The organism is Stenotrophomonas sp. SrG (assembly GCF_050031795.1).
In the GTDB taxonomy this organism is placed as follows: domain Bacteria; phylum Pseudomonadota; class Gammaproteobacteria; order Xanthomonadales; family Xanthomonadaceae; genus Stenotrophomonas; species Stenotrophomonas rhizophila_A.
On sequence record NZ_JBNBBE010000001.1, the window covers coordinates 286,915 to 300,482 of the forward strand.

Annotated in this window: 10 protein-coding genes; 3 read left to right on the forward strand and 7 right to left on the reverse strand. The window is 68.3% G+C overall.

Annotated features, from left to right (window positions below; genetic code table 11):
* From ACQG3P_RS01225 to arcA, 5 genes are all read right to left on the reverse strand, one after another.
* Window positions 1–1,467, reverse strand: coding sequence for a DcaP family trimeric outer membrane transporter (locus ACQG3P_RS01225; protein ID WP_426803966.1), 1,467 nt, complete (start codon window positions 1,465–1,467; stop codon window positions 1–3).
* A 40-nt stretch (window positions 1,468–1,507) separates the two neighbouring features.
* A complete protein-coding gene (locus tag ACQG3P_RS01230) occupies window positions 1,508–2,926 on the reverse strand; it encodes an efflux transporter outer membrane subunit (RefSeq protein WP_426803967.1) in 1,419 nt (472 codons plus the stop codon).
* Window positions 2,919–6,068, reverse strand: a complete 3,150-nt coding sequence (locus ACQG3P_RS01235; protein ID WP_426803968.1) for a multidrug efflux RND transporter permease subunit — start codon at window positions 6,066–6,068, stop codon at window positions 2,919–2,921. Before ACQG3P_RS01235 ends, ACQG3P_RS01230 begins: the two co-directional genes overlap by 8 nt.
* The gene (locus tag ACQG3P_RS01240; RefSeq protein WP_426803969.1) at window positions 6,065–7,216 is read right to left on the reverse strand and encodes an efflux RND transporter periplasmic adaptor subunit; all 1,152 of its coding nucleotides are present in this window, start codon (window positions 7,214–7,216) and stop codon (window positions 6,065–6,067) included. Before ACQG3P_RS01240 ends, ACQG3P_RS01235 begins: the two co-directional genes overlap by 4 nt.
* A gap of 73 nt (window positions 7,217–7,289) precedes the next feature.
* A complete protein-coding gene (gene arcA / locus ACQG3P_RS01245; protein WP_426803970.1) occupies window positions 7,290–8,540 on the reverse strand; it encodes an arginine deiminase in 1,251 nt (416 codons plus the stop codon).
* A gap of 312 nt (window positions 8,541–8,852) precedes the next feature.
* Here arcA and ACQG3P_RS01250 point away from each other — a divergent pair, with 312 nt between their 5' ends.
* Genes ACQG3P_RS01250 through ACQG3P_RS01260 form a run of 3 tightly spaced genes read left to right on the forward strand, consistent with a single transcriptional unit; the run spans window position 8,853 to window position 10,389 of the window.
* Window positions 8,853–9,314, forward strand: a complete 462-nt coding sequence (locus tag ACQG3P_RS01250; RefSeq protein WP_426803971.1) for a glycine zipper 2TM domain-containing protein — start codon at window positions 8,853–8,855, stop codon at window positions 9,312–9,314.
* Between the two features lie 16 nt (window positions 9,315–9,330).
* Window positions 9,331–9,825 carry a DUF6491 family protein gene (locus tag ACQG3P_RS01255; RefSeq protein WP_426803972.1) on the forward strand — a complete coding sequence of 165 codons (495 nt, stop codon included), beginning with the start codon at window positions 9,331–9,333 and terminating at the stop codon, window positions 9,823–9,825.
* 12 nt (window positions 9,826–9,837) lie between these two features.
* The gene (locus ACQG3P_RS01260; protein ID WP_210132500.1) at window positions 9,838–10,389 is read left to right on the forward strand and encodes a TIGR00645 family protein; all 552 of its coding nucleotides are present in this window, start codon (window positions 9,838–9,840) and stop codon (window positions 10,387–10,389) included.
* Between the two features lie 7 nt (window positions 10,390–10,396).
* Here the strand turns inward: ACQG3P_RS01260 and ACQG3P_RS01265 are convergent, their stop codons facing one another.
* Both ACQG3P_RS01265 and ACQG3P_RS01270 read right to left on the reverse strand, forming a co-directional pair.
* Entirely contained in the window at window positions 10,397–12,118 is a 1,722-nt protein-coding gene (locus tag ACQG3P_RS01265; protein WP_426803973.1) for an alpha/beta hydrolase, read from the reverse strand.
* Complete coding sequence (locus ACQG3P_RS01270) at window positions 12,115–13,542, reverse strand: basic amino acid/polyamine antiporter (protein ID WP_426803974.1); 1,428 nt, start codon at window positions 13,540–13,542, stop codon at window positions 12,115–12,117. The genes ACQG3P_RS01265 and ACQG3P_RS01270 overlap by 4 nt, the downstream gene beginning before the upstream one ends.
* Window positions 13,543–13,568 lie beyond the last annotated feature (26 nt).

Below are 13,568 nucleotides of genomic sequence, written 5' to 3' on the forward strand. Positions count from 1 at the left end.
CTATTTCACGAAGTCGTACTTGAGCGCCGTCTGCAGGCGGAACACATCGCCGCTGGCACCACTCTGCTCCTGCAGCTTGCCGTACAGCAGTTCGGCGCCCCAGCTCCAGCTCGGCGCCGGCTGCCAGATGATGTTGGCGGCGGCGTAGTCGCTGCGGCGGAACACCGTCGGGTCGAGCAGCTGGTCGCGTTCCAGGTACAGCCGGCTGTAGGTCACGGTGGTGCGCCAGCGCTGCGACCAATGGTGCGTGTAGCCCAGCCATCCGCCGTACTGCTGCAGCACCTGCAGTTCACCCTCGGGGTCGACCACACCGTCAAGGTTCAACCCGCCAAGATCACCGATGAAGGCCGAGATGCCCTGCCCGCCCAGCGCACCGAACACCATGTAGTCGCCGTTGTCGCCCCAGCCCCAGGTGCCACTGAGGGCCAACCCGCCGGCGGTGGCGCTGTCGCTGCCCTCATTGCTGTCCTGCGCCGAATCGTAGGCCAGGTACCGCAACAGGCCCGACGCCTGCAGGCTGCCCCAGTCCGCTTCATGGCGGGCGGCCAGCACCAGGTTGGGGGCGGCCGTGCGCGAGCGTTGGGTGGCGCCGTAGACCTGCAGTTCCGGGGCGCGATGCTCGGCGGCGAGGATGAACTGGTTGCCGTTGCCAAGCGGGAAGTACTGGCGGATGCTGGCCACGCGCGCCGACGGCGACGCGCCAGGGCCGGCGAAATCCAGCGTGTCCGGGCCCGAGTCCAGGTCCATGAAGGCCGACCAGCCAAAGCCCACGTAGGTGTTGCCGAGCTGCCCCCACGCATGCCGCAGGCGGTAGCCGTAGCTGCCGCCGGAGCCGAAGAAGTCGTTCTGGATCAGGAAGCGCAATTGGCCGGCGCCGGTATCGCGGCGGCCCTCGAGGGTGAGCCGGGTCTGGCGGGCGTGCATGTTGAAGCGGGTGCTGTCGCGGCCGCCATCCACCGGAATGTCGGAGGTGATGAACTGGTCGCTGTCGCCGGCATCGCCGCTGTCGAACATCGCATCCAGCTTCGCGTAGCCACCCAGCCGCAGCCACGTGCCGGTGCCGGGGATGAGGAAGAAGCCCTCCAGTTCATCGCCCGGGGGCACTTCGTTGTCCACGCGGGCCGACGCCTGTTCGTCCTCGTCGAAGGTGTCGCGCGCCGGCAGCGGCGACGGCGGCACGTTCAACGCCGCGGGCGACGCCGCGACCAGCGGTGCGGCGGGCACCGATACCGCGCCCGGCGCAGCCGCCGAGCCAGGGGCTGGCGCGGTGGGCGTGGCCGTGGCGGGCGCCGCCTGCGACGCAGTGGCCTGCCCGGATTCGAGTGCCTGGATGCGTGCGGTGAGCATGTCCACGGTCTGGCGCAGCCGCTGGATCTCCGCGTCCTGGGAAGCGTCGCGGGTCTGGGCCACGACGGCGCCCGGCAGCAGCACGGCGGCCAGGCAGAGGGTTCGGGTGGGAATGCGCATGGAAAACGGCCTCGCTGGGATATCGGGAACATGAAAAAAATCAGTCGACGGGAACCTCCCGCTGGCCCTGGCCGCCACCCAGTGCGGCGTACAGGTTCACCGCGTCCTGCAGCGCGGCAGCGCGCAGCTGCAGCAGGTTCTGTTCGGCGGCGAAGTGGTTGCGCTCGGCATCCAGCACTTCCAGGTACGGGGTCAGGCCGACGTCGTAACGGTCGTGTGCGGTAACCACCAGCGCCTGCTGCACCTCCACCGCGCGGATCTGCGCCTGGATCTGCCGGTCGTTCTGTTCGGCGGCCACCAGCCCGCTGGCCACTTCGCGGAAGGCGTTCTGCACGGTGGACTGGTAGGCGGTCTCCCGCTCGTCGCGGACGGCGTTGGCTCCGTCCACGCGCGCACGTCGGGCACCCCAGTCGAGCAGCGGCAACACCGCGCCGGCACCGAACGACCACACCCGGTTGCTGTCCGACACCAGCCCGGACAGCTCGTTGGAGGCGTAGCCGCCCGCGCCGGTCAAGGCGATGATGGGGAAGTACAGCGCCCGCGCCACGCCGATGTTGGCGTTCGCGGCACGCAGCTGGTGTTCGGCCAGGCGCACGTCGGGGCGCGCTACCAGCAGCGCCGAAGGCAACCCGGGGTCGAGCCGGGTGAGCTGCGCGTCGGGATCCAACGGCAGCCCGGGCGGCAGTGCCGGCGGCAGCGGCGCGCCGACCAGGAACTGCAGCAGTTGCAGCGCCTGGCCCTGGGTGCGCCGTAGTTGCGCCAACTGCAGTTCGGTCTGGGTCACCAGCGCATAGGACTGGTTGAAATCGATGGAGGACGTGAGCCCGGCGTCCATGCGCAGCTGGGCCAGTTCCAGGGTTTCGTTACGGCTGGCCAGCGAGCGCTCGGCCAGCACGATGCCTTCGTCGCTCGCGCGCACTGCGTAGTAGCTGGCCGCGACGTTGGCGACCAGCGACAGTTCCGCCGTGTTCCGGGCTTCCTCGGTGGCCAGGTACTGGCGGCGCGCCACTTCGTTGAGGTTGGCTACGCGGCCCCAGAAATCCAGCTCGAATGACGGGATACCCACCTGCAGCCCATAGCTGTCGACGGTGACCCGGGGCGCGCCGTCGGCGGCGCTTAGCGGTGTGCGCAGGCGCTGGCCGGAGGCGCTGGCATCCAACCCGGGCAGGCGCTGGCTGCGCTGGATGCGGAACTGGGCGCGGGCCTGTTCGATCCGCGCAGCCGCGCCGGCGAGGTCGCGGTTGTACACCAGCGCCTTGCCGATCAGGTCGCGCAGTACCGGGTCGTGGAAGAAGTCCTGCCAGAGAATGGCCGGTGCCGCGGCACCGCCCGTCGTCGACGCCGGGAACCGCGCAGGAACCGGCGCCTCCGGGCGCACGTAGTCCGGCGCGAAGTTGCAGCCGGCCAGCTGGCAGAGCGCCAGCACCGCCCCCGCACGCCAGAACAGACCGCTACGCATCGGCGTCCTCTTTCGGTACGGGCGCGGCGGGATCGGCTGTGCGCGGACGTGCACGCCGGCGCAGCAGGAAGTAGAACAGCGGGGTGAAGAAGATCCCGAACAGGGTGGCGCTGAGCATGCTGCCCAGCACGCCGGTGCCCACCGCCTGGCGGCTGGCCGCGCCGGCGCCGGTGGCGATCACCAGCGGCACCATGCCCACGATGAAGGTCAGGCTGGTCATCAGGATCGGCCGCAACCGCTGCTGCGCGGCCTGAAGAATGGCGTCGCGTACGGGCACGCCGCGCGCCTCCTCGTCCAGCCCGAACTGCACGATCAGGATCGCGTTCTTGGCGGCCAGGCCGATGATGGTGACCAGGCCCACGGTGAAGTACACGTCGGCCGACATGCCGCGTGCGGCGGTGAACACCACCGCGCCGAGGATGCCCAGCGGCACCACCAGCAGCACGATCACCGGGGTCACCCAGCTTTCGTACAGCGCGGCCAGCAGCAGGAACGCCACGATGAAGGCCAGGCCGAGCAGCATGCCCACCTGCCCCGACGCTTCGCGCTCCTCACGCGCGGTGCCGGTCCACTCGTGGCGCATGCCCGGCGGCAGCACCTCGTCGGCGATGCGCTCCATCTCCACCAACGCCGCGCCGCTGGATACGCCGGGCGCGCCCTGCCCCGACACCGTGGCCGACAGGAACCCGTTGTAGCGCTCCACCTGCTGTTCGCCGACTGTCCAGCGCGTGGTCGCGAAGGCGGAGAACGGCACCGACTGGCCGTTGCTGCCGATCACCCGCAGGTCGGACACATCTTCTGCGCGCATGCGCTGTTCGGCATCGCCCTGGATGAACACCCGCAGCACGTTGCCCTGGCGCACGAAATCATTGACGTAGGCCGAGCCGAACATGATGCCCAGCGCCTGGTTGACCTGCGACAACTGCACGCCCAGCGCACGCGCCTGGGTGCGGTCGATGTCCACGAACAGCTGCGGGGCGCGCGGCATGCCTTCCGGGCGGACGCCACTGAGCCGGTCGTTGGCCGCGGCCCGCGCCGCGATCCCCATGGCCGCCGCGCTCAGGCCGGTACCGCCGACACCGCTGCGATCCTCGATCTTCATGCTGAAGCCGGAGGCGTTACCCAGCGACTGGATCGCCGGTGGGTTGAGCGCGAACACCTGCGCCTGCGGGATGCGGGTGAACGCCGCGCTCATGCGCGCGGCCAGCGACATGGCGCTGCGCTCGCTGCCGCTGCGTTCGGCCCACGGGTGCAGGTCGACGAAGGACATGCCCACCGCCTGGCCCTGGCCAAAGAAGCTGAAGCCGATCACCGTGGCCACGTTGCGCACTTCCGGTTGCTGGCGCAGGATCGCCTCGGCCTGCTCGGCCGCTGCGCGGGTGCGCTCCATGGTCGCGCCGGGCGCGGCGTTGTAGGCCACGAAGATGTAGCCCTGGTCTTCGGTGGGCAGGAAGCCGCCCGGCAGGCGCGCATACAGCAGGCCGGTGACCAGCGTGACCACCACGAACACCCCGATCCACAGCCACGGGCGCACCAGCATGCTGCCCACCCAGCCGGCGTAGCTGCGGCTGCTCTTGTCCAGCCCGGTGTTGATGGCGCTGAACAAGCGCCGGCCGGGTCCGCCCTTCCCCACCTGTTCCTTGGCCGGGCGCAGCATCGCACCGCAGATGGCCGGAGCCAGGGTCAGGGACAGAATCGTGGAGACCACCAGCGATACGCTGAGCGTGACCGCGAACTGCCGGTAGATGCCGCCGGCCGAACCGGGGAAGAAGCCCATCGGGATGAACACCGCCAGCAGCACCAGCGTAGTGGCGATGATCGCGCCGGACAGCTGCCCCATGGCCTTGGCCGTGGCTTCGCGGGGTGGCAGATCCTCCTCGCGCATGATCCGCTCGACACTCTCGACGATCACGATGGCGTCGTCGTTGAGGATGCCGATCGCCACCACCATCGCAAACAGCGACAGCAGGTTGATCGAAACCCCGAACGCCAGCAGGCCAAGGCACGCCCCCAGCAGCGAGACCGGCACCACGATGGTGGGCAGGAACACCGCGCGCCAGCTCTGCAGGAACAGCAGCACCACGATGGAGACCAGCACCAGCGACTGCAGCATGGTCACCGCCACGCCGTTGACCGATTCGGTGATGAAGGGCGTGGTGTCGAACGGGGTGGTCCACTGCATGCCGTCCGGGAAGCTGGCTTCCAGGTCCTCCATGCGCTCGCGAACCGCGGTGGCGGTGGACAGCGCATTGGCGCCGGTGGCCAGCGATACCGCAAGGCCGGCGGTTTCCTGGCCGTTCAAGCGCAGGTTGAAGGCGTAGTTGTCGTTGCCCAGTTCCACCCGCGCCACATCGCCCAGCCGAACGGTGGCAGCGCCCGGGGTGGCGCGGATGATCACCTGGCGGAACTGTTCGGGGGTGCTGAAGCGCCCGCGCATGACGATCTGCGCGGTGGTTTCGGTGGACGGCGTGGTCGGCTGCAGGCCGAGGCCGCCGCCGGCGGTCTGGGCGTTCTGCTCACGCACCGCAGCCATCACTTCGCCGGGCGAGATGCCATAACTGACCAGCTTCTCGCGGTCCAGCCAGATCCGCATCGCGTAACTGGATCCGAACAGGGTGACATCGCCCACCCCGTGCACGCGGCGCAGTTCGTCGGCGATGTTGCTGTTGGCATAGTCGCCCAGCTCCAGCGCCGAATAGCGGCCCTTGTCGGACTGCAGCGAGATCAGCATCAGGAAGCCGTTGCTGGCCTGGGTGACCCGCACGCCCATCTGCCGCACTTCATCGGGCAGCCGCGGCTCGACCCGGGCCAGGCGGTCCTGCACCTGCGACCGGGCGATATCCAGGTCGGTACCGCTGCGGAACGTCACCCGGATCTGCGCGGTGCCGTTGGCACGGCTGGTGGAGGTCATGAACAGGAAATCGTCCACGCCGCTGAGTTCGTTCTCGATCACCGAGGTCACGGTACGGTCCAGCGTCTGCGCGTCGGCACCGACGAAGGTGGCCGAGATGCTCAGCGAGGGTGGCGCCACGTCGGGGTACTGCTCCACCGGCAGGCTGACCAGGGCGATGCCACCGAACAGGATGGCGAACAGCGCGATCACCCACGCCAGCACCGGCCGGTAGACGAAATAGCCACTCATGGGGCTTTGGCCTTCGCCTTGGGATCTGCTTCGGGCTGGATCGCCACGGGCTGGCCGGGCTGGATCTTGTGCCAGCCGTCGACAATCACCTTGTCGCCGGGGGTGAGGCCCGACTGCACCACCCAGCGTCCGCCCGCCTGCCCGGCCAGCGTCACCGCGCGACGCACGGCGACGTTCTCGTCATTGACCAGCATCACAGTGGCTTCGTCCTCGCCCACCTGGATGGCGCGCTCGGGCAGGCTGGTGCCGTTACGGATGCTGCCGATGGCCAGGATGCCGCGCACGAACTGGCCCGGCAGCAGCCGGCCATCGGGGTTGGCGAAGCGTGCGCGCAGCGTGCGGCTTCCGGTGGCCGGATCGATCGCGGTTTCGCTGAAGTCGACGACGCCTGCTTCGGGCAGCCGGACATTGCCGTCGAGCAGGATGGTCACCTGCACCCGGTGGTCGTCGCCCACGTCGATGCGGCCGTCGGCCACGCCGCGCTCGAGCTCGTTCATGGCGATGTTGGACGGATTGAAGATCACGAATGCCGGGTCGACCTGGTCGATCCGGGTCAGCAGCGTAGCTGCGGCCGCACTTACCAGCGCGCCTTCGCTGACCTGGGCCCGACCGGTGCGCCCTTTGATCGGCGCGCGTACCGTGGCATGGTCCAGCTGCAGCGTGGCGCGGTCCACCGCCGCCTGCGCTTCCATCAACGCGGCATCGGCCTGGCGGAACGAGGCCTGTGCCGATTCGTATTCCTGCACGCTCACTGCCTTGCGCTGTACCAGGGTTGACAGCCGCGCACGCAGCGAAGACGTCTGCGCCTTGGCGGCGCGGGCCGAGGCCAGTGACGCACGCGCCTGCTGCAGGCGTGCCTGCAGGTCGCGCGGATCGATCTGGAACAGCGGCGCGTTGGCCTCGACTTCGGTGCCATCGACATACAGCTGGCGCTCGACGATGCCATCGGCACGCGCCCGCACTTCCGCCGAACGGCTGGCCTCCACCCGGCCCGGCAGTTCCACCAGGTTGGGCACGACCTGCGCCTTGACCACTTCCACGGCCACCAGCGTGGGCGGACGCTGCGCGCCGTCGGGCCCGCCACCGCGCCCGCACCCGGCCACCAGCGCCAACAGCCACGCACGCGCCATCCACCCAGGGGATTGCATCCTTCCGGCCTCCGCGGTTCGCACGGCGCCGGCACCTGGCCGGCGGCCGTGACGGGAAATGTCGGCGCAGCGGCTAGAAGGCCACCGCGTCGCGGATCAACGGACAGGTCATGCAATGGCCGCCACCGCGGCCACGCCCCAGCTCGGCCCCGACGATGCTGATCACTTCGATGCCCTGCTTGCGCAGGTCGGTGTTGGTCTGGGTACTGCGGTCGTAGGCCACCACCACGCCCGGCGCCATCGCCACCAGGTTGTTGCCGCTGTCCCACTGCGAGCGCTCGGCCGCATAGCGGTCGCCGCCGGATTCGACGATGCGCAGCTGCTTGAAGCCCAGCGCTTCGGCCACCACGTCGTTGAAGTGCTTCTTCTCGAACACGATCTCGAAGCCCGGCGCCTTGTCGCTGGGATGCAGCGAGACGGTGTGGATCTGGTCGACGATGCCCGGGAACACGGTCACCACGTCGCGGTCGGCGAAGGTGAACACCGTATCGAGGTGCATGGCCGAGCGCAGCTTGGGCATCACCGCCACGATCACCCGCTTGGCCGCGCCGTTCTTGAACAGCGACTGGGCCAGCTGGGTGATGGCGGTGCGCGAGGTGCGCTCGCTCATGCCGATCAGCACGATGCCGTTGCCCGGAATCAGCACATCGCCGCCTTCCAGCGTGGCATTGCCGTGGTCCACGGTGGGGTCACCGAACCAGATCGGGAACTTGGCCTTGGTGAAATCCGGATGGAACTTGTAGATCGCGGTGGTCAGGATGGTTTCTTCATGCCGCGCCGGCCAGTACAGCGGATTGAGGGTCACGCCCTGGTAGATCCAGCAGGTGGTGTCGCGGGTGTACAGCGTGTTGGGCAGCGGCGGCAGCAGGTAACCGACGATGTCCGGCTGGGCGCGCGCGGCCTGCAGCGTGGGGCCGGCGAAGTCGTCCGGCAGGTCGAACACGCTCAGGCCGCCGATCAGGGTTTCGGCCAGCTGCCGCGCCGACAGCGATTGCAGGTAGGCGCGCACTTCAGTCATGAATTCCACGCCCACTTCGTTGGCGTTGATCTGGTGGTCCAGGATCCAGTTGCGGGCCTCGTCCAGCTCCAGCGTCTCGGTCAGCAGATCGTGCATCTCCACCACGTCCACGCCACGGGCACGCATCTTGGACATGAAATCGAAATGATCGCGCTTGGCGTTGTCTACCCAGATCACGTCATCGAACAGCAGGTCGTCCTTGTTGCGGGGCGTCAGCCGGCTGTGCGCCATGCCGGGGGCACAGACCATCACCTTCTTGAGGACGCCAACTTCGGAATGAACGCCATAGACAGTTGCACTGGACATTGCAGGCCTCTCCATTTAGCGAAAACAAACAGGGAAAGCGAAGCCTCCGCCTGTCATCGCGGCGGCCACGGGATGTGCTCTCGTTGCGTGCAGAACTAGTCCCGAAAAGGTAAAGCGCACGTGAGCGTCGGAATCTGGATAGTGCGCAGAAAGCCCTGTAAATGCGGGATGTGTTGCTGTGTTTGGCGCGGCGATTTCTTTCACATCGCCGTTACCGGTCGCGTAGTTAATCGCTGCTCCATGGAGCACATTCCAATGCCAGGACGGCTGGCCACTTCGCAGTCCCGCGCATTCATTTGATGGAGACACACGATGAAACTTTTCCAGGCAGGCGCCGCGTCGGCGCTGTTGGCATCGGCCCTGTTCATGACCGCCTGCGCCACCCACACCACGCCCAGCACCTTCAACCGCTCCGAGGTCGGGCGTGCCCAAGACGTGCAGATGGGCACGGTCCAGTCCATCCGGGCGGTGCAGATCCAGAATGACTCACGTGGCGTGGCCACCATCGTCGGCGCCGGCATCGGCGGCGTGGCGGGCAGCTCCATCGGTGGTGGCAGCCGTGCCAACACCATCGGCGCCATTGCAGGTGCGGCAGCAGGCGGCGCCGCAGGCAATGCGCTTGCCCGCAGTGCACGCAACGGCGTGGAGATCACCGTGCAGCTGGAGAACGGCCGAACCGTCGCCGTGGTCCAGGATGGCAATCCCAACGACTACCGCGTGGGCGACCGCGTGCGGGTCTCCAGCGACGGCGCCACGACCCGCGTCACCCGCTGACACGAAAGGAACCGTCATGCGCCACCTGCTGATGACCCTGCTCGCCGTGGCCGCCCTCAGCGGGTGTGCCACCACACCCACGATGACCACCCAGGAGCGCTTCAACCTCTACGTGCAGCATGCCGGGCCACCGGTGGCGTCGTTCCAGCTGGCCCGCTTCGTCCGCCAGACGCAGTGGACGCCGCTGGGTGACCGGGCGCTGGCGGTATGGACCAGCTCCAGCCGGGGTCACCTGCTGGAGCTGCGCGGCCGCTGTACCGCGCTGTCCATCGCCCACACGGTGCAGATCACCAATTCGTTCGGCACCGTCAACGCCCGCTGGGACAGCGTGATTCCGCGGACCGCGAGCGTGGCGATGCCGCAGTCCTGCCGCATCATCCGGATCCGCCCGCTGGATGGCACCGCGATCCGCGATGCGCGCCGCGAGATGCGCAACACGATCTACGGTGACCGCCCGGCCGACCTGGTGGAAGACACCGGTCCGGACGTGTCCGATCGGTTCGAAGACTGAGGACGGAGTGCCATGCCGATGGAGCGCCTGCGCGGCCTGTTCCGCCGCAACGTATCGCGCAGTCTGTTCGATGCGCGATGGATCATGGCGCCGTTCTATTTCGGGCTGGTGGTGGCGCTGTTGCTGCTGCTGTTCGTGTTCCTGCGCCAGCTGGCCAATTACGTGCTGAACATCGCCAGTATTGGTCCAGCTGACGCGGTGTTGCTGGCGCTGTCGCTGATCGACATGTCGCTGGTGGCCAACCTGCTGCTGATCGTCACCCTGGCAGGCTACGAGAATTTCGTGACCCGGATCGATTCCGGCCAGGAGCGCCGGCCGGCATGGATGGGCACGGTCGACTTCGGCGCAATGAAGACCAAGCTGATGGGGTCGATCATCGCGATCTCGGCCATCGCCCTGCTGCGGATCTTCATGAAGCTGGAGGAAGGCCTGGTGGTCGAGCCGGAGGTGCTGCGCTGGATGTCGGTCATCCACGGCATGCTGCTGCTGTCGGCGCTCATCCTCGCAATCATCGAACGCCTGTCCCAACAGACCCGCATGCCGCACCCACCCCGCGAGCCCTGAGCGCTGCTCAGCCGCCGGCAGCACTGCGCCGCTGTTCGATCTGCTGGCGACGGCGCGGGTCCAGCAGGAACTGCAGCCGACGGATGTCGCCCGCGCTCCAGCCCTGCGTGCCCAATACCGCCTGCCACCCGGCAATATAGTGCGAGGGCGCGAAGACGTGCCCGTAGCCCATCGGCGTACGGTCGGCCAGCAGCATGTCCAGCGCCAGCTGCAGCATGCTCACCAGTGGGTACCAGCGCACCGCCGGTGACACATCCGGTGCGCGTGGTTCGGCCATCCAGTCCGGTTGCCGCCACGCGTCATACGGGGTGAAGAAGGTAATCGGGTCGCTGGCGTACTGCAGGTACACCACCCGCATCCGCGCCCAAGGCGCGTCCGCCGGGACCGGGCTGCCGCCCTGGTTCATGAAGCGCACCGCGCGGCTGTCACGGAACACCGGCAGCCATTCGGGCGAACCAGGGTTGCGCTGGTTGGTGGTCTGCCGCCAGGTGCGGGTGGCGAAGGGCGGGCCGCTCCACAACGCGCCGTCGATCGGTGTGTCGATCATGTCGAACAGGTTCACCGAGCGCTCGGAATTCATCGCGCCCAGGCTCAATCCGTGCACGAACAGCCGCGGCCGGGTTTCCACCGGCAAGGTACGCCAGTACGCGTATATCTCGGCGAACAGCAGGCGCGACGTCTCCTCGCCGTACTCCGGCTCGACCAGCAGTGACAGCGGGCTGGAAAGATAGGAGTACTGCACCGCCACGCTGGCTACGTTTCCATGCAGCAGGTATTCCAGGCTGTCTGCCGCCGCCGGGTCGACCCAGCCGGTGCCGGTGGGGGTGATCACCACCAGGTTGGCGCGCTCGAAACCGCCCTGGCGCCGCAGTTCGCGCAGCGCCAGCCGCGCGCGGGCGCGGGCGTCGGCGGCCGCCGGCAACCCGGCATAGACCCGGATCGGCTGCAGCGCGGGTGTTCCGGTGAACGCGGCAATGTCCGCCGCATCCGGGCCGGCAGTCACGTAGTCACGCCCTGCCCGGCCCATCTGTTCCCAGGCCACCAGCGAGCCCGGCCCACCCGTCGCACCCGGGCGTGTCGGCGCGATGGCATCGGGCGGAATCAACGCATCGGCCTTGCGGAACGAAGCATCGGCCGCATGCAACGCACCGCGCAACAGCAGGCCATTGGCAATGTTGAAGAACAGCACCGCCGCCACCACGATGCCCAGCAGGCGCGCCACCGGCGCCGGCATCACCCTCCGCGACAACGCCCCCACCCGGCGCGCCACCCAGGCGAACGCGCGGCCCAGCACCAGCAGCACACCGAACACGGCCAGCGCGATCACCAGCAGCCGCAGCGAGAAACTTTCGTCCAACGGCGGCAGGCCCATCACCGCGCGCACCGAATCCTGCCAGGGGCGCACCCACCACACGGTGAGCGTACAGGCCAGCAGGCTCACCCACGGCAGCCAGCGCAGGACCTGCTGCAACCGTCCACGGACCAGCTCGGGCAGCATCAGGCGCCGCCACAGGGCCGCCAGCGCCACGCCGATGAGATAGCCCAAGCCGAAGCAGACACCCGACAACAGGCCCTGCGCCACGTAACCGCGGGGCACCAGGCTGGGGGTGAGCGAGGCAATGAACAACAGCGCGCCCAGCACCTGCCCGGTACGGCACAGCGGGCCGCGATACGGCGCGGTCAGGCGCGCCAGCACGCTGCGGGACGGGCTGGCCGGTGGTCCGGTCACAGGCGCAGCCAGCCGCTGGCCAGGCCGACGATCGCCGCCACCGCCATCGCGCACAGCAGCAACAGCACCCCCATTTCCAGCGGCCGGAAAGCGATGCCGCGGTGGCGCTGCCAGGCCCAGAACAGCAGCGACCCGGGCACGTACAACAGGCTGGACAGCAGCAGGTAGCGACTGCCGCCGGCCAGCAGCATCGACGCGGCGTAGACCGTGGCAATGCCGGCAATCCAGCGCATCCGTGCATGCGCAGGCGCATCCACGCCGCCCTCGCCGCCCAGCGACAGCTTCAGCTGGTACGCGGCGACCAGCAGGTACGGCACCAATGTCATCGCGCTGGTCATCTTCAGCGCCAGGGTAAAGGCGTAGTCGGCGAACCAGCTGACCAGCAGGAAGGTCTGGATCACGCCGTTGGTGAGCCACAGCGCGGCGTCCGGCACCCCTGCACGGTTCTCGCGGGCAAGCGCACGCGGCATCGCATCGTTGAGCGCGGCTGAGTGCAGCACTTCGGCGGCCAGCAGCGACCAGGACAGATAGTTGCCCAGCACCGAGATCAACAACCCGATGCTGATGAACAACGCGCCCCAGCGCCCGGCGATGGCTTCCATCACCCCCGCCATGGATGGGGTACGCAGTGCGGCCAGGTCGGGGCGCAGCAGGATGCCATAGGACAGGATGGTGACCATCACCAGCAGGCAGAGCACGCCCAGGAAACCGGCCACGGTGGCAATGCCCACATCCTCGCGTCGGCGCGCATGGCGTGAGTACACGCTGGCGCCTTCGATGCCCACGAACACGAACACGGTCAGCAGCAGCGTGCCCCGGGTCTGCTCCCACAGCGTGCCGGCGCCCGGCGGCTCGCCACCCCACAGGTTCAGCGCGAACACGTCGGCACGGAAGCCCAGCACCAGGAACACGATGAACACTGCCAGCGGCACCAGCTTGGCCACCGTGGCAATGGTGTTGATCAGCGCCGCTTCCTTGATGCCGCGCAGGATCAGGAAGTGGAAGCCCCACAGCAGCAGCGAGGCGGAGAGGATCGCCACCACCGTGGTGCCGTCGCCGAACACCGGGAAGAACTGGCCCAGGGTGGCCTTGATCAGGATCAGGCAGGCCACGTCGGCCAGGCAGCAGCCCAGCCAGTAGCCCACCGCCGAAAGCAGGCCGGCGTAGTTGCCAAACCCTGCTTTTGCATACGCATAGATCCCGGTATCCAGCTCCGGCTTCAGCCGCGACAGCGACTGGAACACGAAGGCCAGCATCAGCATGCCGGTGCCGGCGATCGCCCAGGCCAGCAGCGCGCCGTTCACCCCGGTGTTGGCGGCGAAGGCGGCGGGCAATGCGAAGATGCCCGAACCGATCATCGAGCCGACCACCAGCGCGGTCAGCTCCAGCAGCGACAGCTTGCGACTCTCTGCAGCAGCACTCATCGCGGCACGGCCCCTTGTCCAGTTCG

Excerpts from the sequence above, each read along its gene's own strand:
- ACQG3P_RS01255 (WP_426803972.1), top strand. The coding sequence starts at position 9,331 with ATGCGCCACCTGCTGATGACCCTGCTCGCCGTGGCCGCCCTCAGCGGG.
- ACQG3P_RS01225 (WP_426803966.1), bottom strand. The coding sequence starts at position 1,467 with ATGCGCATTCCCACCCGAACCCTCTGCCTGGCCGCCGTGCTGCTGCCG.
- ACQG3P_RS01270 (WP_426803974.1), bottom strand. The coding sequence starts at position 13,542 with ATGAGTGCTGCTGCAGAGAGTCGCAAGCTGTCGCTGCTGGAGCTGACC.
- ACQG3P_RS01235 (WP_426803968.1), bottom strand. The coding sequence starts at position 6,068 with ATGAGTGGCTATTTCGTCTACCGGCCGGTGCTGGCGTGGGTGATCGCG.
- ACQG3P_RS01260 (WP_210132500.1), top strand. The coding sequence starts at position 9,838 with ATGCCGATGGAGCGCCTGCGCGGCCTGTTCCGCCGCAACGTATCGCGC.
- arcA (WP_426803970.1), bottom strand. The coding sequence starts at position 8,540 with ATGTCCAGTGCAACTGTCTATGGCGTTCATTCCGAAGTTGGCGTCCTC.
- ACQG3P_RS01240 (WP_426803969.1), bottom strand. The coding sequence starts at position 7,216 with ATGCAATCCCCTGGGTGGATGGCGCGTGCGTGGCTGTTGGCGCTGGTG.
- ACQG3P_RS01230 (WP_426803967.1), bottom strand. The coding sequence starts at position 2,926 with ATGCGTAGCGGTCTGTTCTGGCGTGCGGGGGCGGTGCTGGCGCTCTGC.
- ACQG3P_RS01250 (WP_426803971.1), top strand. The coding sequence starts at position 8,853 with ATGAAACTTTTCCAGGCAGGCGCCGCGTCGGCGCTGTTGGCATCGGCC.